Annotated in this window: 18 protein-coding genes; 14 read left to right on the top strand and 4 right to left on the bottom strand. The window is 47.5% G+C overall.

Annotation, left to right across the window (positions count from 1 at the left end; all coding sequences use genetic code 11):
- Positions 1–3: 3 nt before the first annotated feature.
- The 12 genes from ACE3MZ_RS18730 to ACE3MZ_RS18675 all read left to right on the top strand — a co-directional run bounded on the left by ACE3MZ_RS18730 (position 4) and on the right by ACE3MZ_RS18675 (position 13,051).
- A complete protein-coding gene (locus ACE3MZ_RS18730) occupies positions 4–768 on the top strand; it encodes an ABC transporter ATP-binding protein (protein WP_411343626.1) in 765 nt (254 codons plus the stop codon).
- Positions 725–1,987: an ABC transporter permease gene (locus ACE3MZ_RS18725; RefSeq protein ID WP_411343625.1), complete on the top strand. Its 1,263-nt coding sequence runs from the start codon at positions 725–727 to the stop codon at positions 1,985–1,987. Before ACE3MZ_RS18730 ends, ACE3MZ_RS18725 begins: the two co-directional genes overlap by 44 nt.
- 247 nt (positions 1,988–2,234) lie before the next feature.
- A complete protein-coding gene (locus tag ACE3MZ_RS18720; RefSeq protein WP_411343624.1) occupies positions 2,235–3,452 on the top strand; it encodes a PucR family transcriptional regulator in 1,218 nt (405 codons plus the stop codon).
- Between the two features lie 357 nt (positions 3,453–3,809).
- Complete coding sequence (gene ald / locus ACE3MZ_RS18715) at positions 3,810–4,946, top strand: alanine dehydrogenase (protein WP_411343623.1); 1,137 nt, start codon at positions 3,810–3,812, stop codon at positions 4,944–4,946.
- 312 nt (positions 4,947–5,258) lie between these two features.
- Positions 5,259–6,275, top strand: a complete 1,017-nt coding sequence (locus tag ACE3MZ_RS18710; RefSeq protein ID WP_411343622.1) for a glycosidase — start codon at positions 5,259–5,261, stop codon at positions 6,273–6,275.
- Between the two features lie 179 nt (positions 6,276–6,454).
- The gene (locus tag ACE3MZ_RS18705; protein WP_411343621.1) at positions 6,455–7,174 is read left to right on the top strand and encodes a HEAT repeat domain-containing protein; all 720 of its coding nucleotides are present in this window, start codon (positions 6,455–6,457) and stop codon (positions 7,172–7,174) included.
- A gap of 491 nt (positions 7,175–7,665) precedes the next feature.
- Positions 7,666–8,871: a branched-chain amino acid ABC transporter substrate-binding protein gene (locus ACE3MZ_RS18700; RefSeq protein ID WP_411343620.1), complete on the top strand. Its 1,206-nt coding sequence runs from the start codon at positions 7,666–7,668 to the stop codon at positions 8,869–8,871.
- Positions 8,872–8,961: 90 nt separating this feature from the next.
- A complete protein-coding gene (locus tag ACE3MZ_RS18695) occupies positions 8,962–9,948 on the top strand; it encodes a branched-chain amino acid ABC transporter permease (protein ID WP_367063079.1) in 987 nt (328 codons plus the stop codon).
- Between the two features lie 9 nt (positions 9,949–9,957).
- Positions 9,958–11,256, top strand: a complete 1,299-nt coding sequence (locus ACE3MZ_RS18690; protein ID WP_411343619.1) for a branched-chain amino acid ABC transporter permease — start codon at positions 9,958–9,960, stop codon at positions 11,254–11,256.
- Positions 11,192–11,458 carry a hypothetical protein gene (locus ACE3MZ_RS18685; RefSeq protein ID WP_411343618.1) on the top strand — a complete coding sequence of 89 codons (267 nt, stop codon included), beginning with the start codon at positions 11,192–11,194 and terminating at the stop codon, positions 11,456–11,458. The genes ACE3MZ_RS18690 and ACE3MZ_RS18685 overlap by 65 nt, the downstream gene beginning before the upstream one ends.
- Before the next feature lie 103 nt (positions 11,459–11,561).
- A complete protein-coding gene (locus ACE3MZ_RS18680; RefSeq protein WP_411343617.1) occupies positions 11,562–12,350 on the top strand; it encodes an ABC transporter ATP-binding protein in 789 nt (262 codons plus the stop codon).
- The gene (locus ACE3MZ_RS18675) at positions 12,347–13,051 is read left to right on the top strand and encodes an ABC transporter ATP-binding protein (protein ID WP_411343616.1); all 705 of its coding nucleotides are present in this window, start codon (positions 12,347–12,349) and stop codon (positions 13,049–13,051) included. The genes ACE3MZ_RS18680 and ACE3MZ_RS18675 overlap by 4 nt, the downstream gene beginning before the upstream one ends.
- A 198-nt stretch (positions 13,052–13,249) precedes the next feature.
- On the opposite strand, the gene ACE3MZ_RS18670 is transcribed toward ACE3MZ_RS18675, so the two are convergent.
- From ACE3MZ_RS18670 to ACE3MZ_RS18660, 3 genes are all read right to left on the bottom strand, one after another.
- On the bottom strand, positions 13,250–16,222 hold the full coding sequence (locus tag ACE3MZ_RS18670; RefSeq protein WP_411343615.1) for an S-layer homology domain-containing protein: 2,973 nt from the start codon (positions 16,220–16,222) through the stop codon (positions 13,250–13,252).
- Between the two features lie 353 nt (positions 16,223–16,575).
- Positions 16,576–17,874 carry an aminotransferase class I/II-fold pyridoxal phosphate-dependent enzyme gene (locus ACE3MZ_RS18665; RefSeq protein ID WP_411343614.1) on the bottom strand — a complete coding sequence of 433 codons (1,299 nt, stop codon included), beginning with the start codon at positions 17,872–17,874 and terminating at the stop codon, positions 16,576–16,578.
- A 298-nt stretch (positions 17,875–18,172) separates the two neighbouring features.
- The gene (locus tag ACE3MZ_RS18660; RefSeq protein WP_411343613.1) at positions 18,173–18,805 is read right to left on the bottom strand and encodes a pyridoxamine 5'-phosphate oxidase family protein; all 633 of its coding nucleotides are present in this window, start codon (positions 18,803–18,805) and stop codon (positions 18,173–18,175) included.
- A gap of 234 nt (positions 18,806–19,039) precedes the next feature.
- On the opposite strand from ACE3MZ_RS18660, the gene ACE3MZ_RS18655 reads away from it, so the two are divergent.
- Both ACE3MZ_RS18655 and ACE3MZ_RS18650 read left to right on the top strand, forming a co-directional pair.
- A complete protein-coding gene (locus ACE3MZ_RS18655) occupies positions 19,040–20,716 on the top strand; it encodes a PLP-dependent aminotransferase family protein (protein ID WP_411343612.1) in 1,677 nt (558 codons plus the stop codon).
- Positions 20,717–20,916: 200 nt separating this feature from the next.
- The gene (locus ACE3MZ_RS18650; RefSeq protein ID WP_411343611.1) at positions 20,917–21,702 is read left to right on the top strand and encodes a helix-turn-helix domain-containing protein; all 786 of its coding nucleotides are present in this window, start codon (positions 20,917–20,919) and stop codon (positions 21,700–21,702) included.
- A 504-nt stretch (positions 21,703–22,206) separates the two neighbouring features.
- On the opposite strand, the gene asd is transcribed toward ACE3MZ_RS18650, so the two are convergent.
- A complete protein-coding gene (asd, locus tag ACE3MZ_RS18645; RefSeq protein ID WP_411343610.1) occupies positions 22,207–23,043 on the bottom strand; it encodes an archaetidylserine decarboxylase in 837 nt (278 codons plus the stop codon).
- Positions 23,044–23,395 lie beyond the last annotated feature (352 nt).

Here is a 23,395-nt window from a genome sequence, read left to right as displayed (position 1 = left end):
TCTATGGAACAGGTGCCCGTACTTCAGGTAGACCGTCTGACTGGCGGCTACAGTCTTGGCAAGCCTGTCCTGCACGATATTAGTTTCAGCGTTGGCCGTGGCGAGATGATCGGTCTGATCGGTTTGAACGGTGCAGGCAAAAGTACAACGATGAAGCATATTCTCGGTCTGATGACACCGCAGGGTGGCGAAGTACAGATTCATGGAACGACACTGCAAAGCGACGCTCAGCAGTACCGTTCTTCGCTAGCATTTGTACCGGAGTCGCCGCAGCTGTATGAGGAAATGACGGTGCGCGAGCATCTGGAATTCACCGCACGCGCTTATGGTGTCGATCAGAGTCTGTATGAACAGCGGGCAGCACGCCTCATCTCGCTGTTCAATATGGGCGAAAAGGAAGATAGTTTGTCCATGCATCTGTCCAAAGGGATGAAGCAAAAGGTCATGATCATGTGCGCCTTTGTGGCGGCACCGCCGCTGTATGTGATCGATGAGCCGTTTCTCGGACTCGATCCGCTTGGTATTCGTTCCTTGCTTGATTTTATGGTAGAAACGAAGCAGAGCGGTTCGTCGATTTTGCTCAGTTCGCATATTTTGTCCACGATTGAGAATTATTGCGACCGATTTATCGTATTGCACAAAGGTCGCGTAATTGTACAAGGTACACTGGAGCAGATTCGTGAGCAGACGGGTCAGCAGGGCGTACCGCTGGAGCAGATTTTCTATGATCTGGTACAGGATTCGACTTGGACGGTTAGCAATGATTAATCTGGCAGAGTTGCGGCAAAAGCGGCGCGGCGAGTTCTGGGGTCGCATTTTGCCGTATACGCAATATATTGTCCAGAGCGGTGTGGCAGTTGTGACTTTCTTTCTGCTCATTGCCTTTGCCGCCTGGTATACGACGTTTGTGCAACATATTCCAGCAGGCTTGCCGGTGTACTGGATTATGCTGGTGCTGCTGACACCGCTGACGATATATGGAACAGTTCGTACGTATATGCGACCGGCGGATGTGATCTTCATGCTGCCACTGGAAACACAGATGCAGAACTATTTTGCTCCAGCTTGGCGTAGTAGTGTGATCGGTAAATATATCTGGCTGGCGCTCATTGCGCTCGTATCGTGGCCGTTCTATGTACGTGCCGCGGCTGATGCCAAGCCGCTATTGCTGCTGTTCGCTGTTCTATTATTGCTCAAAATCGCCAGCAATTACGGCAGCTGGCAGGAGCTACGCATCAACGGACAGACTGCGCGTGTGCTGTTCCGACTGTTGCGGTATGTGTATATTACCGCTTTGCTGGCGGCATGGCTGTGGCTACCACTGACGACTGCGAGTGTCGTTGTGATTGTGGGCGTGATCGTGTACTGGCTAGTTCTGCGTCTGCCTGGTAAAGCGGCTGTGCCTTGGGAACGATTGATTGCTGCTGAGAAGAATCATGCCGCAGGTGTGATGCGTATGCTCGGTTGGTTCGTCGATGTACCGACCGGTGAACGCAAGATCAATCACCGTCGCTGGTTGTCCTTTATCGGACGCCGAGTGCCTTGGAATCAGGAGCAGGCATTCCGTTTTCTGTTAATCAAGACTTTTGTACGTAGCGAACTTCTGCCAACGCTGGCACGGTTCGTCATCATCGGGATTGTGCTAGTGCTACTGGCGCGTCTGTCGTGGTTTGGAGTAGCGGTATATCTGCTGTTCATTCTGCTGTCCGGCGTTCAGATGACGATGCTACGCAAACAGCATACGGACACACTCTGGTTATCCATTTATCCGCTACCGGTTACAGCACAGCGACTAGAAACGGTGCGCCTGATCACTCACGCCCAGTTGTTAATCGCGGTAGTGCTGTGGATTCCATTTCTATTCACTGGCGATCCGCTGCGTATGGTATGGACACTGGCAGCAGGTCTAGTCGTCGTATGGATGCAGCGCGCTTCGCTCAATCGGAAATGGCTGCGCGATCTGGCAGCTGATGATGAGTTGGGATAACAAGCTCGCTTACATGTTCAGAATGCAAATCTAGCCAACAGCATGAGAATATACGATGTAGAACAATCGTTATACACACAAACAGCTATGTGCAACAACACAAGCCTATACAATCTAGAATCATACCTATGTACAATAACAGCGCCGGTGCTTCGTAAGCCCGGCTTGCTGTCGTTGTATCCAGCGATCGATTAGACCATGCACAATGAAACATGACCAACAACCGGCAGACAGGTGGTGGACACCGATGGATATGAAAAAAATAAATGAGCACGAAGTGGATAGTTTGCAAACACTGGCGGAGATGATCAGCGAAGTGATGGGCAGCCCGGTGACGATTGAGGATGAAGCGCATCGGCTGCTTGCCTATAGTATGCACGATCCGAATACCGATCCGGCGCGCATTGCGACGATTATCGGTCGTCGTGTACCCGAGCATGTCCAGCGAGCATTATATGAATCTGGAGCGATGCAGCAATTGCAGGATAGTGCTGAGCCGCAGCATATTCGGCAATTGAGTGATGTGGGCTTGAGCCGCCGCATGGCGATCTCGGTTCGTCATTACGATGAGGTCATCGGTTATATCTGGCTAATGGAGCATGACGGTTCGTATAGCGATGAGCAATTGGAGCAGTTTCGCCGAGGCGCTGTAATCGCCGCTTCCAAAATGATGCAGCAGCAACAACGTCAACAGAAGATCGATCTGTTACGCCGTCTGTTAAATGGTCGTTTTCAATCGGAGCAGGAAGCCGCAGATCATGCACGCAGTCATAGCATTGAGCTGCTTCCGTACCATTATGTACTGCTGATGGAGCAAGGCGAGCATCGTCATCTACATACATGTACGGAGCGTATCCAGCAGGCAGCAGTAGAATATGCAGTGCGGATTCCTCTATATATGGAAGAAGGGAATCGACTGATTTTACTGTGCGGCTGTCAGGCGGGACAACAGCCGTCCGATCTGCCCACGCGTATTCGTTCTATGGTCGCGCGGGTACAGCAATTGTTACCTGTCAGTGAGTTTGGCATGATCGCCGCCGGAGAACAGGTTAGCTCAGCGCTGCATATCCAGCGTAGCTACGAACAGGCAAAAGAGCTGCTCGTGCTGCATCAGCATTTGCCGGAAACGCAGTCCATCACGTATTACCCGGATGCGGGCTTTTACAGATATTTACCAGCGATGCATCGCGAGGCGCGTCAATTCCCGGTATCATGGGGACCGCTGGATCGCTTAGCTGCTTACGATCAGGAGCATAACAGCAATCTGCTACAAACACTGGCGGTATTTCTGGATCGGGATAGCGATGGTAAGCAAGCTGCGGCGATTTTGCATGTGCATAGTAATACGCTGAATTATCGCCTGCGCCGCATTGCCGAGGTGGGTGGGATTAACCTCAATAGCATGGCGGAAAAGGTGACCTTGTACTTGGAATTGAAGCTGCTCTGGTTTGACGGTGAGCATTAAGTCGAAGGGTGTATACGTATCGATACATGTAGCATATCTATAGTGATACCTACAAAATCAACATAGGTATGCTATCAGACTATAATGAAATGATACGAACCTGTCATACACGGGTAAAAGATTAACATAATGCCATAAAAACTTACTAGTATATCCACCTCAACATAGCATCACAATGTAATAAGCCTTCTTTTGTGTTAATTTAAATGACATTATAGGGGGCTTTTTGTGTTTTTAAACAAGTGAATTCTATCAAATTTGGGGAAACAGACGATTACATGATATTTTAGCTATCCTATAATGAGTGTATGGTTCAGCAACGTTCGATACAGCAGTACATTTTAAGGAGGAATGGATATGAAGATTGGAGTCCCGAAGGAAATCAAAAACAACGAAAACCGCGTGGCAATTACGCCAGCAGGTGTGGCAACGTTAACAGGTGCAGGGCATCACGTATATGTGGAGAGCGGTGCAGGCATAGGTAGCGGATTTACGGATGAAGCTTATGCAGCGACAGGCGCAACACTGCTGTCACAGGCTGCTGACGTATGGGCAACTGCGGATATGATCCTCAAGGTCAAAGAACCGTTGCCATCGGAATATGGTTATTTCCGCGAAGGACTCATTCTGTTCACCTATCTCCATCTGGCGGCTGCTCCAGAACTGGCTGCTGCATTATTGGACAAAAAGGTCATCGGTATCGCTTATGAAACGGTAGAAGTGAACCGCACGCTGCCGCTGTTGACCCCGATGAGTGAAGTTGCCGGACGGATGGCAGTACAGATCGGTGCCCAGTTCTTAGAGCGTCCGCACGGTGGTAAAGGGATTTTGCTTAGTGGTGTACCGGGTGTGAAAAAAGGCAAAGTGACCGTTATTGGCGGTGGAGTCGTCGGTACAAATGCAGCCCGCGTTGCTGTTGGTATGGGCGCGGACGTAACGATTATCGATCTGAGCGCCGACCGTCTGCGTCAACTGGAGGAGATTTTCGGTTCGTCCGTACAGACGCTGATGTCCAATCCATACAATATCGCAGAAGCGGTAAAAGCTTCTGATCTTGTGATCGGTGCTGTACTGATTCCGGGTGCCAAAGCACCGAAGCTGGTGACTGAGGATATGGTCAAGCAGATGGAAGCTCATTCTGTCATCGTTGATGTGGCGATTGATCAGGGTGGCATTGTGGAGACAGTGGATCGCATTACTACTCATAATGATCCAACCTACGAAAAGCATGATGTCGTGCATTATGCCGTCGCGAACATGCCTGGAGCTGTACCGAAAACGTCCACATTGGCGCTGACTAATGTCACCATGCCTTATGTTTCGTTAATCGCCAATCTCGGTCTGCGCATTGCATTGGAAAAGAATGTTGCACTCAAGCTAGGTGTAAACACCGCCGCAGGCTTCATGACGTATGAAGCGGTTGCTCGCGATCTTGGCTACGAGCATGTCGCGATTGAACAAGCACTGGAGAAAACCTTTGCCGCGATGAGCTAATTTATTTTACCTGAGAGGCAGTAGGCTATAGTTACGATTCATATACAAGGAATAGTACAATGTCATCCCTTCATCGTTCCGCACCTTTCGACTACGACAGCGCAAGGTTAGAAGGATGAAGGGATCATTGCTGTCTGGGAATATAGAATGACTTCTGCTGCATAACATCTGCACTGCTACGTTATCGTTTATTGGAATGGACTATCATCTTTTTTGATAGGAAGGCATATTTTGTTTTTATTTTAAACATCATAATGTTATATTAAATAAAGTATATGACCTACCCACATTCCATATCGCAGGAGGCAGTGAATGAAAATCACAAGACATGAAGCCAATCCCATCGTCGTACCCGGCGAGTATGAATGGCGCAAAGTGACTGTATTCAATCCCGCCGTTATCGTGGACAATGACAAGTTTTATATGATTGAGCGCACCGCCGGTTCGTTAACCCCTTGTAAAAACTATCTTGGTTTATTGGAAAGCGACGACGGTGTGCATTTTACCCATGTGGTGGATCAACCGATATTGACGCCGGATGAGCTGGGATTTCCGTATGGTAGTGTACAAGACCCCCGTATTGTCAAAATTGACGACACCTTTTACCTGAATTATGCACTGCGTCCGTGTGCGATGAATTACTATCCGACCGGTGCTGGTATTCCTGAGCGCTCCATTCCTGAATATCCTGACGGCTGGGGCAACGAGCCGGGACACTGGTTGACCCGCTCTGGCATCGTATCCTCTACCGATCTGATCCACTGGAAGCATGTGTCCGATACGACTCCGCTGGAGATTAACGACCGCGACAATATCCTGTTTCCAGAAAAAATCAACGGCAAATACGTCCTGTTGCGCCGTCCTGAAGAATACATAGGCACACCATACGGCACAGATAAAGCAGCGATGTGGATCACCTATTCTGATGATCTGATTCACTGGGATGAACCTAAGCTACTCGCCAAAGCGGAAAACATGGATTGGGAATCCCGCAAAATCGGCGGCTCGACTCCACCAATTCGTACCGATAAAGGCTGGCTTGTGTTATACCACGGAGTGGACGACCAGATCGTTTACCGTGTCGGCGCTATGCTGCTCGACTTGGACAACCCGGAATTGGTCATCGCTCGCACTCATCACTTCATTATGGAACCCGAAACCTACTATGAGAAATTCGGCTTCCAGATTCCCAACGTGATCTTCCCAACTGGCAACATTGTCAAAGACGATCTGCTCTATATTTATTATGGCGTAACCGATACCGCCATCGCGCTGGCAACTGTGCCTTTAAGCGATCTGGTTAACCATATTCTCGATCCAAGTTCCTGAGAAATCTATCTCGGAAAGGAGACGCTTTGCCAAGCGTTTCCTTTTCTTTTTGTATATTAAAGACTGTATGTCGAAGGAATATTGGATGTTATCCAAGCTATGTCTTTATTGGAGTCGTTCTACATAATTGTAGTACAATCAAATACAAAAGCGAATACTGAAGCAAGGAGTTATTACATATGCTAATTAGCGAAATATTAGAAGCCGTATCGATTTCATTACCATCCCAATGGATAGAGCCGCTAGACCGGCATAGATCCCAACTGGCTATGTTGCTGCCGAATGAATGTAACATTCGTTTTATGGAGTTGGGGGAGATTCAGGAGATGCTTACGTTCACATCTCAAATTGAAGTGTTTCACGATATCTTACTATTATGGACAGATGATGAGTCCAATTATATAGGTGTCTTTTATAAGGGACCTTTGTCGTATCGTATTTGTACTGTGCGACATGAAGAGACAGATATTTCTCCTGTGTTTTGTGACTTGTCTTCTTTTCTAATGCAGTGGGAACAGCGTTCCTCTGCGATGTGGAGTGAGTGGAGACGTGATTATCCGGCAACTTTGGAATATTCAGTAGCGGAAAAACAGATGAAATTGGATGTGGAATGTATCATTGAACTTCAATCTCGACTGCAACAGATGGATATAGATGATGATCTACGTTGCCAATGGTTGTATTGCATTATGGCATTGACTCCTGCACAACAATTGCACACACTATATCATTATGTGCAGGATGAAGATATGTATGTGCAAGAACGGGCATGTGAGATTCTAGGGTATCATCGTGATGAACAAGCGTTGGAATGGCTTGCGGATGTTGTGCGTATTGGATCGCCCAATGGGAAAACAGCTGCTAAACAAGCCATCGCTCGCATCAAAGGATATATATAATAAATGAGTACATGGGAAATTCATATGATCGAAATGCTTGTCACATTATAAATATCGAAGCGATCTGCCTACTAGGTAGATCGCTTTTTTACATATATATTCCAGAAATACAGCTGATAAATAAAATTTAACATTTCAATAGAAAATATTTATTTTAAATGTTATATAAACTAACATTTAAAGCAGAGAAAATTCTAAACTAAAACCTATGAAAAACTACATAATCCTACAAATGACTATAAATGAAATCACTCGAAAATGCATATTTATTTATAGAATGTATACGAAATTCGTCTGAAACGAAAAATAAAGACGTTTATCCAGCATAATATTCGGAATTTTGAAATATTAATTCATAATATATTCCAATATATGAAGTTTTGGATTAAAAGTTTTGATTGCTCTATGCATGACGTCTATGTATACTTTAGTCAAGTTATTATATCTTTATATGTTATATAAACTTACATTAAAGAGGGGGATTACAAAGTATGAAGTGGAAATGGAATGGTTTGGTGGTAGCAACATTGATTACGGGCTTGCTGGCAGGTTGTGGCAACAGTGGTAGTACGGGAACAACAACCGGCGCATCTGGAGGAGATAGCAGTGGAGGCAAAGTAATCAAAATTGCCACCCAATCCCCTCTATCCGGCGGCAGCTCGATTCAGGGCGAAGCGATCCGTCTCGGCGCGCAGATGTCGCTCGAAGATCACAAAGAAGAATTCACCAAACTGGGCTATTCCCTCGAACTCGTTCCTTACGATGATCAGGGCGATCCGAAAAAAGGCGTTGCCAACGCTGAGCAAATCGGTGCCGATCAATCCGTACTGGGCGTTATCGGTCACCTGAACTCCGGGGTATCCATTCCATCTTCCGTTGTGTATGAAAAATACAATATTCCAATGATCTCGCCAGCCAGTACGGCAACCGAGTTTACAGATCGCAAGCTGAAAGTTGCTAACCGCGTCGTAGCGCGTGATGACTTCCAAGGTCCGGCAGCTGCTGATTACGCGGTGAACACGGTCGGCGCGAAAAAGATCTTTGTCATTCAGGATAAAACGGCATACGGTCAAGGTCTTGCCGAAGCATTCCGCGATAAAGCGCAGGAGCTAGGTGCAACGATCGTTGGTTATGAAGGCATTACAGTCGGTGAGAAAGATTTCAACGGCGTACTTAACATTGCGGCAACGCAAAGCCCAGACTTTATCTTCTTCGGCGGTCTGTATGCGGAAGGTGGTCTGATCATCAAGCAGGCACGCGATAAAGGCATTACCGCACCGATCATGGGCGGCGATGCACTGGATTCCTCCGGTCTGGTAGAAGTTGCAGGTGCCGATGTTAAAGGTGCACTGTACAGCTCCGTAGCCGGTGAAATTGCCAAAATGGAAGGCGGTACAGATTGGGCGGGACGTTACCAAAAAGAATTCGGCAAAGCGCCAGAAGGTTATTCCGCTTACGCCTACGACTCCATGACCATCATGCTAGATGCAATCAAGAAAACAGTTGAAAGCAGCAAAGGTGAACTGCCAACTCGTGAAGCCGTTCGTGATGCAGTCCGTGCAACGAAAGATTTCAAAGGGATTGCCACCGAAGTTTCCTTTGATGACAAAGGCGACAACTCCTTTGCAAAAGTCTACATTTACGAATTTAAAGGGGACACTTATCCGGGTGAGCTTGTTTCCGAAGTGAGCCAATAATACGGAAGTTAGCATGCGGCCAAAAGGTATGTGCAGGTTGACGGCATACCTTTTGGCTCTTGTTTTATTCCTTACGAAAGGGGTACGTTCATGTTCGCAACTATTTTACAAACATTGCCCCAGGTGCTGATTGACGGTCTGGCACTAGGCGCGATCTATGCGGTCGTGGCACTCGGATACACGATGGTATATGGCATTCTGGAATTGATCAACTTTGCGCACGGGGAGATTTTCATGACCGGAGCGTTTGTCGGCACCGCTGTCCTGTTCGGATTTCAGGCGATGGGATTATCGAGCGGCATGCCGCCATGGCTCTCGTATGTACTTATTCTGTTTATTGCGATGATGGTCACTGGAGCACTCGGTGTCGGTATTGAGCGTGTAGCGTATCGTCCGCTGCGCAAGGCACCGAAGCTAATCTCACTCATCTCGGCATTCGGCGTCTCGTTCGTTTTGCAGGACGTGGTTCGGTTTATCGCTGAGCTGAAAACAGGCAACTACATCGTCAGCGTACCGCAGTTGTTTGAAGGACGTTTTACACTCGGGTTCTCGTCGTTGTCGGCGGCGTTTGGCAATGCAACAGTGAAGACGAATACGATTTTTATTTTTATCGTAGCGATTGTATTGATGATCGGTCTGGACATCTTCGTCAATCGTTCCAAATGGGGCGGCGCGATGCGTGCCGTGGCGCAGGATAGGGAGACGGCTTCCTTGATGTCGATCAACGTGAACAAAGTCATTTTGCTAACCTTCTTTATCGGCTCGGCACTAGGCGGTTCGACAGGCGTTCTGTTCGCACAGCAATATGGCACGATTGATCCGTATATCGGCTTTATTCTCGGGCTAAAAGCTTTTACTGCTGCGGTACTGGGCGGCATCGGCAATATCCGCGGCGCGATGTTCGGCGGTGTCGTAATCGGTGTGCTGGAGATGTTTGCTTCCGCGAACCTCGGCATTATGACCGGTGGCAATTTTGGCGCAGAGTACAAGGATGTATTCGCATTTGCGATTCTGATCGTCGTACTGATCTTCAAACCGGAAGGCTTGTTTGGCAAAGCCGTCAAAGAGAAAGTGTAGGTGAAGCATATGGGAAAACTGGCAAATGTACGCTCATCGCTGCGCGGCAGCAAGCTGGCACAAGGATTGCTCCTGATTGCCTTCACACTCGTGACGGCGGGGGCGGTCTATCTAATGGATCGTTCGGTCACCGCCTTTTTGTTAATGCTAGGATCGTTGCTGTTACTGTATTACACCTCGTTTACGAATGGGATCAAATGGATCATCGCACTCGTGCTGCTGGTGGTCGTCATTCCGTTCGCTACATCCGGCGGCTCTTCGTATGAATCGTATATGGAAGTGGCGACGCAATGCGGCATCTATGTGGCGATGGCGCTGGGATTGAATATTGTGGTCGGCTTTGCCGGTCTGCTGGATATGGGCTTTATCGCTTTTTTCGCGGTTGGGGCATATACGTATGGTATCTTTGCTACCGATCAGGCGAACAATTTTATCTCCGGTGAGCTGTTTCCGCTATCCGGTGGTACATTCTGGATTTTCATTTTGCTCGGCGGCTTTATGGCAGGCATCTTCGGGATTCTGCTTGGGTTGCCAGTACTGCGGGTCAAGGGCGATTACTTAGCCATCGTCACTCTCGGTTTCGGGGAGATCATCCGCATCATCTTTAACAATCTGGAAAAGCCGGTGAACATCACGAACGGCGCGATGGGCTTATCCTCGATTCAGCCGCCAGATCTGTTCGGTTTTGATTTTACGTTTCCGCATCAGTTTTACTTTATCGTGATTGCGATTTTGCTGATCGTAATCTTCGCAGTACGTCGCTTGGAGCATTCCCGACTCGGACGTTCATGGAAAGCAGTTCGTGAAAATGAAATCGCTGCTCAGTCGATGGGGATTCCGCTCATTCGTACCAAGCTGATCGCCTTTGCGATCGGGGCATCCTTTTCCGGGATGATGGGTGTAGTGTTCGCGGCGAAGCAGACATTTATCGATCCGACAAGCTTTACGCTGATCGAATCGACGACGATTCTTGTTATGGTCGTGCTCGGCGGTATGGGGAGTGTACCAGGTGTTATTCTCGGCGCGAGTCTTGTCACGATCTTGAATTTGCAGGTGCTAACGGAAGTGACCAACTGGCTCAACCAGCTGTCCATGCAAGGCATTATTAATGTACCGACAGCGCTGTCTCCATCCAAAATGCAACGGTTTATTTTCGGCATGATCTTGATTCTGGTCGCGATCTTCCGTCCCAACGGTCTTATCGCTGCCAAAAATCGCAAAATTCCGAAGGAGGTTGTTACCGGTGACCATCATCCAAACTCTAAAACCCCTGCTGCTGCCATTCGTACCGAAGTCAGCTCCAAATGAACAGGATACATTGGAACGGAATATTCAGCACACAGCATCTACATCCGATGTCTTCAGCGAAAGCCAGACGGTACAACAATCGTCTCAAAAGCGTTCATCGTTCTGGAGCAATGCGTATATTCATCTCACCGGTTCGATCATGGCGCGCTACACCCCTGTAGTTATCGTTCCTGTACCGACCTCGGAAGCGAATCATCACTAAAACTATACATTGTATAGCCACTGATGGATCAGATCGGAAGATTACGATGGTATGCATCATCGAATTGAAGCTGTAAGGAATATACAAAAAGGGGGTTGGCAGAATGAGCATCCTGAAGGTGAGCGGATTGACCAAAACATTCGGCGGGCTGACGGCGGTGGGCGGCGTGGATTTTGAGTTTCCAAGCGGTCAGATTTCCGCAGTCATCGGACCGAATGGTGCGGGCAAAACAACCTTTTTTAATATGATCACGGGCATTTACGTACCGGACGGCGGCAGTATTCAGCTAGACGGTGAATCGATCGTCAATGTGAAGCCGGATCGCATTACTGGCAAAGGCATCGCCCGTACATTTCAAAATATCCGATTGTTCGGCAGCATGACCGTACTGGAAAATGTACAGGTCGGCATGCATATCCATCTGAAAACCGGTGTCGTCGGTACGCTACTGAATCTGCCGCGCGTTCGGCACGAAGAGCATCATTCACAGCAAGAAGCGTATCGGTTGCTGGAATATGTAGGTCTGGCAGAATGGTACAATTCCGAAGCAAGCAGTCTGTCATACGGCGCGCAACGACGACTGGAAATTGCCCGTGCACTGGCAGCCAAGCCAAAAGTATTATTGCTCGACGAACCAGCCGCTGGGATGAACCCGCGCGAAACCGCCGATCTGACCGGATTGATCCGGCGCATCCAGAGCGAGCTGAACATTTCCATTATTCTGATCGAGCATGATATGAAACTCGTGATGGAGCTGTCACATCATATTCTAGTACTGGATCACGGAGTCAAAATTGCAGAAGGTGGTCCAGAAGATATTCGTACCAATCCGAAAGTGATCGAGGCATATCTCGGTAAAAGTGCAGTGGAGGAAGGAGTGGTGGCGGAATGAGTCTGCTGCAACTGAAACAGGTCGAGGCTTATTACGGCGCCATTCAAGCGCTGCGCGGCATCGATATCGAAGTGAACGAGGGCGAGATTGTTACCCTGATCGGCTCCAACGGAGCAGGCAAATCGACCACACTCAAATCAATCTGCGGTCAGGTGAAGATGAAAGGCGAAATCTGGTTCAACGGTAAAAACATCACCGCCCAGCCACCGCATCTGACTGCGCAGGGCGGCATCGCCCATGTGCCAGAAGGACGCCGCATTTTCCCACGTTTAACAGTCAAAGAGAATTTGGAGATGGGTGCATTCTCTGTAAAAAGCAAAAGTCTGATCAAAGAGCGTACCGAAAAGGCATTTGCTTATTTTCCAAGATTGAAGGAGCGGTATCATCAGGTCGGCGGTACGATGAGCGGCGGCGAACAGCAGATGCTGGCGATTGCGCGCGGGCTGATGATGGGTCCGAAAATCCTGCTGCTGGATGAGCCGTCGATGGGACTAGCACCTGTCATCGTGGATCAGATTTTTGAGATCATTCAGGAGCTGAATGAGACTGGCATGACGATTTTGCTGGTGGAACAAAATGCGTATCAAGCGCTACAAATCGCGCATCGCGGATATGTCATTCAGACAGGCGAGATTACGCTACAGGATCAAGCGGGCGAGTTGCTGAAAAATGATCAGGTGAAAGAGGCGTATTTGGCTTAAAACTGGTGCTTCATGATTCGTTTATAAAATGAATGCTGACTGGCTTCATCCGTTTCGATTCCTATGTATAACATGCTTCGCATCATGTCTAGTAGTGTACAAAAAAGCCAGTCCCCATAAAGGACTGGCTTTTACTAGTTTAGTATTCAAAGTATCTAGCTGCGATGAATTATGAAGTGTTAGCTAGTGAGATACGTTTTACCACTCACTGAGTGCTATGTTGAGTTGCTCCAATACTGCAATTTTATCGTTTGTGATTGCATCATTAGTCAATGCTTGTTGACGAGCAACAGCAGCTTGCAGTTGTGCTGTATCTTCATCACCATAACGACTGATCAATGTTTGTGCTTCAACCGCCGCTTCATTCAGCCATGTATCGATAGTTGGAACTGTAATACGGATGACACGACTCTTTTCCAGATTATCAATATAAAATTGTACGGTTACATCATATTGTGTTGCAACCGTACTGCCATTGTATTGCAGCAACTGTAGATTATCTTTGTACTCGGAAGCTCCGAGGTACGCATCTGCGGTAACTGTACTTGCATTTGTCGTTTGTACAGGATTGATGGAAGTCACAGTGCGTCCGACTTCTGGATCACTGCCACTCGTAATCAATTCAACCGCTTGCTGCGGTGTTGTATCATACGGCAATGTGAGACTTGCGGGCAGCAGATCGACTTCATCATCCAACTGCTGCTTTAGCTCGTTAAGCTGCGTTCTATTCTGAACCGGCATGTATGGTGAATAAGGTGCATAATCAAACAGACTGTTATAATCCCAAAATTGTAGTTGCCCATCTTTTACATCCAGATCAAATACGCGCCATACTGTTTCATTGCCGCCTTCGGTCGGAATATCATACGTCTTCATTGGTGCACTGGCATCACCAACATATACTTGCACCCGTGCAGAGGAACGGCTCAAGCTAGCTGCACTGGATGATTGCATAGCACTATAATTAGTCACGTAAAACATATATTGCCCATCCATACGCTTACGGATCGTTATCGTTTCTGGTCCATACGATTTTTGTTGATCCTGATCTAACTGCGCGTACACTTCATCATTATAGATATAGTTGTTCTCATCCATCGGAGAGATGTGGAATCCATAGCCATCTCCGGCTGGTCCAGTGAGATGAGCATCTTCGTCCTGTGGAAATTCGCCCCATGTCAGCACGATACGAATCTGATCTTGCCCCGCTTTGGGAATAGCGACTGCGTCGGTTTCGGTATATTCCTCTGCCAGAACAGAAACGGTGACATACGTAATGAGATAGCCATCTTTTTGTAATTCACCGGTATATACGCCCGGTGGCAAGTCCAATCGGTATTCACCATCGTAGCCACTTTCGGTAGTAGTAACAATAGGACCAGTCCGCACATCCATACCTCTACGGAACGAAATCAACATGTTGTGCACTGGCTCGCCTTGTAGATCGGTAATACGTCCGACCGCTCCATGAATACGGAAGCTACCTTTAAGCGAAGCTTTTAACAAAGAAGACGGACCGGATGGTTCTACTGTAATTTGCACGATTTTACCGTAGTTAACTTCTTTCACGATAAATGGTGCGAATTGCAGCGAGTGACTAGCGCTATCGTAATGCAGTGAGGTTAACAATGAAGGTGAATACGGCTTACCATCCAGTGTGAACGTAATTTTCATATCGCTCATATTCAGCCCGGCATATGCCAATTCGGCTGGCAAAATCGCTTTCCCATTTGTTACATCCAGATTATATGATTGCGGTTGTATAACTTCCGGTACAGGCGTTGTACTGGTTTTATCCTTGTCATCGTCCTTTTTGATATTGGTCGTTGCTTGTGGAAGACCAAGGGTATCACCCTGTACTTTTGCAGTAATGCCGTCACTTAGCGTGGTTTGCCCCACTTTCGGTGTAATCGTTACGCCGGACGAACGAATATATGCCTGATGAATAGTTCCATTCCCGTTTACGGTAGTTGGTGCATTCAGACTCAGTGTACCGATGGAGGCTGCGGTTGGCAGATTGATGCGATTGTTGATTGCATTAGCGGATACTGCCAGTTGATCTACCGCACCGCTATTTAGTTGAATATTTACATTAGAGGAAGCTACATCGACTGCATCATAATGTCCTTTCATGCTTACCGTAGAGCCAGATGGGATAAAGGAAGACAGAATCACATTACTAAAGCCGGAGGAGGTAGATGTTTCTTCTTCCAATGTCGCTCCAGATTGCAGCAGTAATTGTTGAATCGTGGTCGATCCGGCAGTGATGATGCGTACATCCCCACTTTTCTTATTAACAATTACATTGGTAAATGCGGAGTCTTCCAAATGAATGCTGTGACTGCCGCCGCCATTGATTGTCGTTGTCCCTTTGACGGTTACATGATCCAGCAGGATATCGCCTTCGCCAATTCCTTCGCCGAGGATGAGATCACCTTCAACGATTGTATTTCGCAAAGTACTGCCTGCGGCATTCAACTGTACATTCCCGCTTAGAGACTGTTGCCCGCTAGCTGGACCATATACGCCTGCCGTATTGTATACAGTTGCGGCTGAAGTCGCTGCTTGCAGAGAACGATCCAGTACTGTTACTGCTTCAGCGCGGGTAGTGGTGTCTTTGGGACGGAAGCCTTTTTCGTCGCCCTTCATCAGACCGCTATCGATTACAGCGCCGATCGAGCCTTTGCTCCATGATGGACTATTGGCGGTATCTGTCAGCGTGCTAGCTGAATTGGATGATTTTAATTTTTTGAGCGAGGTGAGAATGACTGCTAGTTCCTGACGACTTACTTGTTTGTTGGGATGGAAGGTAGAGTCTTTGTATCCTTCCATATAACCTTCTGCTTTGGCGATAGCTACATCATTGTAGTACCAGTCGGACGGTTGTACATCCGTATACTGGATAGAAGCGGCGTGAGTAAACCCGTATGCTTTGTTGATCAGTGCAGCCAGCTGCGATCTGGTTACACTTTGATCCGGTTTCAGACTGCCATCTTCAAAACCACTAATATAACCTTTGTTTTGCCAATCGTTTAATACTTGCTTTGCCCAATGATGCTGTGTATCTGTTGCTGCATGAACCGTCGAACTACCACTGAAGCCTGTTACAGGCAGTACTAGCAATGTGCTTAACAGCAGCACAGCCCACGGTTGTATTTTCTGTTTGATCATTCCCGTTGTTCCCCCAATTGAGTGGATATGAGTCGAAGTGTATATAATCCACAACTTTCCGCCTATAATTGTTATTTTTTATCTATTATTATAGGAAATAGGTATGTAGGTATATGGATTCATAATACTATAACAAAACGGATTTGAAAATGAATTTTTCCTTCAATGGAAGAGGCTGGATAGTAGAGCAGCTGCACTGTCCATATTCATTATCATCCAACATATAACAGCTTCATTTTCTGCACCAATTCCATACAAAAAAGCCTGCGGAGCATATGCTGATGTTCAGCATATTCCGCAGACCTGTTTATCATTTTGAGCTACATCCTATGATTCTATAGTTAGATAACATATTACCCCTGCTTCACATCCAGAACCGCCTGGTAAATCAGATTATACAAATCTTCCAGATACTCTTCCTCAATACAGGAAAATGCGACGCGCAGATCGTGGTCGCCCAGGGCAATCGTGCCGATCTCGTACTCACTCAGCAGACGTTGACGTACCGCTTCAGCGGATACATCTTTTAGTCTCAGACACATAAAGTACCCGGAGTTAAACGGATAATACTCCCACACATCGTCATATTTGCCGCTATCGAGCAAATCTTTGACCTTGTTGGCACGACCTTTCATAATGCGGAACTTTTCTTCTTTTTGTGCTTCAAAATCCGGCGATTGCAGTGCGTGCAGTACGAATGTTTGCGAAGGATGCGCACCGCTGGAAATCGTGGAGCGGATAATACCCAGTGTTTTTTGCTCCAGTACATTCAGAGCGATACTGCTTTGAGCGCCATACGTAATAAATCCGACGCGGAAGCCCCATACATATTCTTCTTTGGTCGCGCCATCGACTTTGATCGGCAGCACACGCGGATGCAAACCTGTCAGTTCACCGAAGAGCGATTCGTGCATCGAATCTTCAAAGAACAATCCGAAGTACGCATCATCTGTTACGACAACAACATTGATGCCTGCCAGCGCCGCTTCATTGATCGCTGCAACAATGCGATGACCGTCTTCCACATCTGGCGTATAGCCTGTCGGGTTGTTCGGGAAATTGAGAATGACGATCGCTTTGCCTTTATCTTTTTGCGCCAGCAATGCTTCACGCAGTCCGTCGCTATTGAATTTCATGTCGTCGGTATAGAGCTCATAATTGACGATCTCTGAACCGCGACGTACGCCGAAGGTCAGTTCGTAATTTTCCCAGTTTTTGTCCGGGTAAATGATCGCATCGCCAACGTCGGCGAACAGATCGGCAACGATGCTCAAACCGTGGGTTAGGGCATTGGTAGCTACCGGGTTACCGAATGTTTTGTCGGCTAGAGACGGATTGTCCTTGATCATTTTCTCACGCCATGCGGTACGCAATTCTGGTTTGCCGGCTGGTGGTGCATACGGGTACAGATCTTTTGGCTGAAAAGCGGATAAGGAGTCCTGAATGACCTTCAAATGCATCGGCTTGCCGTTTTCCGTCGCAATCCCGATCGTGGCATTGTATTTCTTCGCCTTACTCGACGCTTCCGCCGATTGGCTCAAAATGCCTTCCTTCGGAAAATACAGCTCTTTGCCGAGCGCGGACAGCATATCATAAATGTAAGGACTGTCCTGTTTCAAATTGTCATTCAATTGTCCTGCCAGTGGGTTCATCTTTTTCATCCTTCCGGGTCTGCTTAAATATTAACCAGGCGAAGAGTATGGAGATTGTTCAGGAGCTTCCGCCTGATTTCGCTGTCTCATAGTATAGCATTGACGATGCGAAGGTGTCACGGTGCAGACGGTGAATTTTGCGCGGTCAGATGTGAAAAGGATGTGAATACATATTGGCTATGCAGCATATAGCTGACGTATCTACAAAATTTGTTCCTACATATATATTGAAAATTAGGATAGCCAAGAGTCAAGTGACGATGAATGTGAACAGAAAGGTATAGGATCAGGTGAAATATTATTCTGGATTCTGTGCGGAGCGGTGAGCCGGGCAGTACTTTTCCATCATTTCCAGCGTTACCAGATCGCCCGGGGTACCGCGCTGTTGCAAGCCAGTCATTAATTGCTGGCGTTCTTCGTCGCGCGCATTTTGCCCGAATTTGAATTTGGCACTCCATTCCTGCGGAACGATCTTGATCAGCGCTACGCCTTTGAGACGTGGAACATATCGTGGATCGTCGGTGGTGATCGGATCGTAGCCGCCTTCGGGCTGCAATTTGCGCATAAAAATCCCTAACGCTTCCGCCTTCTCATCCAGATCGGTAACGATCTCCGCATGTCCGCGTACAGTAACACTTTTGAAAAAGGACGACGCTGGGCATGCCATATCCGCATCTGTAAAATACGAAGGAATCAGCGCATATTCGTGTGCCGCCGAGAAGCTGACCCGATTATCGTGTTGCAGTAGCTTCATCTTCTCGCCCACACGACTGCCATGCACGTAAAAGACACCATTGCCATACGCAAAATTCAGCGGCACGACTCGCGGCCATCCATCCTCGCTAGGAATTCCCAGAAATCCAAAACTGACTTCTTCCAAAAATTCTTCAATCTCCTGCTGCTCCTCAATCGAGAAATCTTTTCTACGCATGTGTATTCTCTCCCTCTGTCTATTGTATACATTCTCTGCCATGGACAAGCTCGCATTGCCATTGGTTGACCAACTATGTAGTTTGAGATTATGCTAAAAAGTGACAGGTGAAAAGATCCAATAATCCACAAAACGAGTAGTCCAATTTTAGTGAGTTAAAGTATAGAAATTATACATAGCATTTGACATCATTGTCAGAGACAGAGACAGGATTACGAAGGGAGGGACAGTACGATGGAGATTATGATCTCGTATCAGCGTCAATTGGAGCGTCATGGGCATAAATATTTGGCGCTGTATTATGCGCTACGGGAAGGGATTTTGAATGGAACGCTTGCGCGCGGTAGTCGGCTGCCTTCGACTCGCAAGTTGGCGGAAGTGTACGGTATTTCGCGTGGTAGTGCAGCGGAGGCATATGATCTGTTGCTGGCAGAGGGCTATGTGGAATCTGCTGTCGGGCGCGGCACATACGTATCCGATCAGCTGGCGGGATTGCCACCGCTTCATTCCAATAGTACGTCTAACGAACAACCGCATCACCAGCCGTCTGCATGGTCACAATCCAATCGCGTTTATGACAACGATGATCCAAATGCAAAAGCAAACGAAAATGAAAACGAAGATCTTCCATCTGACCGTCCACAGTTATCACGCTGGGGACAGAGGGTGTTGGATCTTGATCATCGTTCTTCTATCCAAGGTCAGCCCAACAATTCAGAACAGACTTCGACCAATCCGATTTCCAGCCTACATGGATCGTTGAATCATTCGTTGCTACCTACACATCTCTATGACCATGCGTGTACAGAAGAACATCTGTCACCTATTTCGTTCGCTCCACCGGATATTTTGCTATCTGGTAGCTCATTAGCGGCATGGAAAACGGCGCTGGCAGCAGCAAGTCGCGATATGCAGTCGCCTGATTTTGCAGGCAGTACTGGTATCGCTGGTGATGAACGTCTGCGTGAAGCGATTTGCACTCATCTGGGACGAACAAGAGGCATTCAGGCAAAACCAGAGCAGGTCGTGTTATGCAGTGGTTCGATGGAAGTAATTGTGCTGCTCTGTCAGCTGCTAATTAACGAGCAGGATGATGTTGTGCTGGAAGACCCGTGTTACAATGGCATCGCCCGTGCCATTATTGCTAGTGGTGGACAGATTATACCGGCACCGCTGGATCGGCATGGGATTTTGCCGCAGGATTGGGCATCGCAGCTGTTGTTTGTCACGCCGGGGCGCCAGTTTCCGACCGGTGTGATTTTACCGTTAGCGCGTCGTCAACAGCTGCTGCAATGGGCAGATCGTCATTCAGCTTGGATTGTAGAGGATGATTATGATAGCGAATTTCGCTGGGGTGGTCGTCCAATTGAGCCGCTCAAGGCGCTGGATACGTCGGAATCAGTCATTTATGTCGGTTCCTTTTCCAAAAGTATGTTTTCCGGTCTGCGCATCGGCTATGCGGTCATGCCACCTGGTCTATCGTCCGCACTAATCGCCGCCAAAAAGCTGTACGATCCACTGCCATCCTCGCAATTGGAACAACGCGCGCTGGCACGCTTTATGATGCGCGGCGAGTACATGCGCCATCTGCGGCGGATGACTCGGTTGTATCGCGCTCGATTCGATCTGTTGCAGCAGCAAATGGATGAGCAATTGAACGGTCTGTTTGAATGGATGCCGACCGATTCGGGGTTGCATCGTTACGGTATATGGACGCAATCGGTAGAGCAATATGAACGGTTTCGTCAGCAAGCTCGTCAATTGCAAGTCTACTGGCGGGATGCAGCAGATTCCAGATTGACGCCGGGACCACCGTCAGTTTGCTTTAGTTTTGCTCAGATGGATGAACTACAAATTCGCGAGGGCATCCAGCGTTTGCAGCTAGCATGGCAACGCGTATCGCAGGTTTGATACAGGATGATTGGTATGTACATTTGCCTCTTTCTGATAGCGATGCAGGGCAAGCCATTGACGAATGCCTTCTTTTTGCGCAATATAAGCGCATAGCAACTTTTTTGCATTATGATCAATGTGCCGGTCGTGGAGAATCGTATATCACCATCTTCCGGCTGCTCATAAATACACATAAACGAATCAAGGGGGGGACATGAATGCTTGAATTATCACCATCTTCTTACGTATTAAAACCGGCTTTTGCCAAAATCTTCTGCGAACCGGAATGGCGCTGGCCGAAGCGAGATAAACCAATGCCGAACTACGATCTGTTCTACGTATGGAGCGGAGAAGGAGAATTGATTCTGAACGGCGAGCCGTATGCGATCAGCAAAGGCAGCTGTTTTCTGTTCCGTCCGGGTGACGAGACGACCGCTACCCACAATCCGCAAAAACCGCTGGTGTTAACGTATATTCACTTCGATGTGGATCAACCGGTCAGTCAGGTGCCTATACATTATCGTATATTGGAAGAAACGATTGATTTTGAATATATGCTCGTTCGTTATGTTCGTCTGTTGTTAGAGCAGGCATTTGCTGCCGAAGAGGAAGCACGTCTGATTCTCAAGCAGCTTATGATCCATCTACTGCGTGATGAGCAGCACAAACCTGCACCGCGTAAAGTGAGCAATCAGCTGAATGAGACGATTCAGGAAGTGGCAAACTATATCCGTCAGCACCCAAGCTTGGCACACCGGGTGGAGGATTTGGCTGCACGTGCCGGATTGTCGCCACGCTATTTTTCGATCAAATTTAAGGAACTGATCGGCGTATCAGTACAATCCTATATTATCCGTATGCGTATTGAGCGCGCGGAGCATCTGCTCGTATATACAGGCATGAATGTAACAGAGGTAGCAGATGCACTCGGATACCGCGATATCTTCTTTTTTAGTCGTCAATTTAAACAATATACAGGCAAAAGCCCTTCCGAAATCCGCTGATTGCTGCGCGATCCTAGCTTGTTGCCTGCTTGTTTCATTGCTGACATGCGGGGGTAAGTACAAATCATGTTATATCGATTTGTAAAGGCTGTGTAAATACAATCTCACCTCATTCTAAATGTAGCACTCCACTCACATACAGCTTGATTACACATACAGTCATCCAGAAAGGAGGGTACAGTCATGCGCTTTAGACGCCGGGGACGTACAAGCAACGGTAACCAAGGAAACGGTAGAACAAGTTTCCGCAGCCGCCTGCGCCGCTTTGAGATTAGTATTCCCGAAGCAGAGGCTTGGTTCTGAAAACGGTTTATACTTAATGATGTAAACGTACTTATTTTATATACAGCTTCATTTTGGTATAAGAATTCGCATCTTACGCGGATTCACCTTACAAGCTTACGCAAAAAGCCTGGTCAGCACATGATGCTGTCCAGGCTTTATCTGTCGTTTACAAATATAACAATTGATCAATGCTGCTGTAGATTGCGGTTGCTGTAGTTACTATTTTTGCAATTCGGCTTCCTTGATTCGCTGGTATGGACGTGTAGCTTCCAGATCGACCAGCGTACCGAGTTTTTCGCCCATTTTGACGCGGCTGCCGATCGCTAATTCTTCGTCAGGGGTAAAGGTGCCTTTTTGCATGAGTAGCACAATAGTAGAGCCAAATTCAAAATAAGCGAGTTCATCGCCTTTGTTCCAGCTCGTGCGCTGTTCATCGGCATAGCGGATGCTGCTCACATTGAGCGCGCCCACTTTGACTACAGCGACTTCTCCACAATGGTGCGCCATATACGTAATCTGGCGCTCATTGCGGCTCAGCACGGTACGCATGTTCACCATGCTTTTCTCATTCACCGGATATACTTTACCAGCGATATGCTCGCGTTCCGTTTGCTTGCCGGTCACAGGTGCATGGATGCGATGATAATCACGCGGACTGAGGTATAATACGAACATATAGCCGTCCCGGTACGATTCCAGGCGCGGGGAATGATTCAGCAGTTCTTCCAGCGTGTAATCCTGCCCTTTGACATTCGGAATCAGCTCATTGTTTAGCGGACCCATCGCGGTAATCAGCGCATCGACTGGACTGGCTATGGACATGGAGTCCGTATCAATCGGTCGCGCGCCTGGACGCAGTCGACGGGTAAAAAACTCGTTCAGTGTATGATAATCTTCCACTTTTTTCTCTGCTTCTTCAGCCGGAATTCCGTACAATTGAATAAACTTCGGAATCATTGCGCGGCTGGCGCGTGATTGGGCAAAGCTGCCTGTCAGTCGAGATACCCACTTGCGTGAAGATAACTCGGTGAACAGACGAAACATGGTATTGGCCATGATATGATTGAACCCCTTTCCAAAATAACAACGATAAACAGTGAGATACGATGACTGTCAGCCATCCACCTCGGAAAACACCGTGTTTGAATAGTATAAACACGAATAGCCGAACGTTAATCCGTTTCGTTATATTGCCATATATAAACTGCAAAATCAATCGCAGAATGAATCGGTTGAACGTGTGACTGTACTGCTAATATCCAATGAAAGACCAGCGTACAGCATACAATTGCGAAAAGGACAGACCGTTTACATGAAAAATGATACACTAAATAGAGGTCTGTGCAGAACGTGGCATTGCGCATCATGCAAACAGACTTGCCAAAAGATCATTGTATACCTTTTACAT

The organism is Paenibacillus sp. WLX1005, from assembly GCF_046603685.1.
Taxonomy (GTDB): Bacteria; Bacillota; Bacilli; order Paenibacillales; family Paenibacillaceae; genus Saccharibacillus.
This window is presented reverse-complemented; position numbering and strand designations above follow the sequence as displayed.

Bases quoted from the DNA above. Each gene is read 5' to 3' on its own strand.
- ACE3MZ_RS18690 (WP_411343619.1), top strand. From the start codon at position 9,958: ATGGGAAAACTGGCAAATGTACGCTCATCGCTGCGCGGCAGCAAGCTG.
- ACE3MZ_RS18700 (WP_411343620.1), top strand. From the start codon at position 7,666: ATGAAGTGGAAATGGAATGGTTTGGTGGTAGCAACATTGATTACGGGC.
- ACE3MZ_RS18710 (WP_411343622.1), top strand. From the start codon at position 5,259: ATGAAAATCACAAGACATGAAGCCAATCCCATCGTCGTACCCGGCGAG.
- ACE3MZ_RS18675 (WP_411343616.1), top strand. From the start codon at position 12,347: ATGAGTCTGCTGCAACTGAAACAGGTCGAGGCTTATTACGGCGCCATT.
- ACE3MZ_RS18660 (WP_411343613.1), bottom strand. From the start codon at position 18,805: ATGCGTAGAAAAGATTTCTCGATTGAGGAGCAGCAGGAGATTGAAGAA.
- ACE3MZ_RS18730 (WP_411343626.1), top strand. From the start codon at position 4: ATGGAACAGGTGCCCGTACTTCAGGTAGACCGTCTGACTGGCGGCTAC.
- ACE3MZ_RS18695 (WP_367063079.1), top strand. From the start codon at position 8,962: ATGTTCGCAACTATTTTACAAACATTGCCCCAGGTGCTGATTGACGGT.
- ald (WP_411343623.1), top strand. From the start codon at position 3,810: ATGAAGATTGGAGTCCCGAAGGAAATCAAAAACAACGAAAACCGCGTG.
- asd (WP_411343610.1), bottom strand. From the start codon at position 23,043: ATGGCCAATACCATGTTTCGTCTGTTCACCGAGTTATCTTCACGCAAG.
- ACE3MZ_RS18655 (WP_411343612.1), top strand. From the start codon at position 19,040: ATGGAGATTATGATCTCGTATCAGCGTCAATTGGAGCGTCATGGGCAT.
- ACE3MZ_RS18680 (WP_411343617.1), top strand. From the start codon at position 11,562: ATGAGCATCCTGAAGGTGAGCGGATTGACCAAAACATTCGGCGGGCTG.
- ACE3MZ_RS18650 (WP_411343611.1), top strand. From the start codon at position 20,917: ATGCTTGAATTATCACCATCTTCTTACGTATTAAAACCGGCTTTTGCC.
- ACE3MZ_RS18705 (WP_411343621.1), top strand. From the start codon at position 6,455: ATGCTAATTAGCGAAATATTAGAAGCCGTATCGATTTCATTACCATCC.
- ACE3MZ_RS18720 (WP_411343624.1), top strand. From the start codon at position 2,235: ATGGATATGAAAAAAATAAATGAGCACGAAGTGGATAGTTTGCAAACA.
- ACE3MZ_RS18725 (WP_411343625.1), top strand. From the start codon at position 725: ATGATCTGGTACAGGATTCGACTTGGACGGTTAGCAATGATTAATCTG.
- ACE3MZ_RS18665 (WP_411343614.1), bottom strand. From the start codon at position 17,874: ATGAACCCACTGGCAGGACAATTGAATGACAATTTGAAACAGGACAGT.
- ACE3MZ_RS18670 (WP_411343615.1), bottom strand. From the start codon at position 16,222: ATGATCAAACAGAAAATACAACCGTGGGCTGTGCTGCTGTTAAGCACA.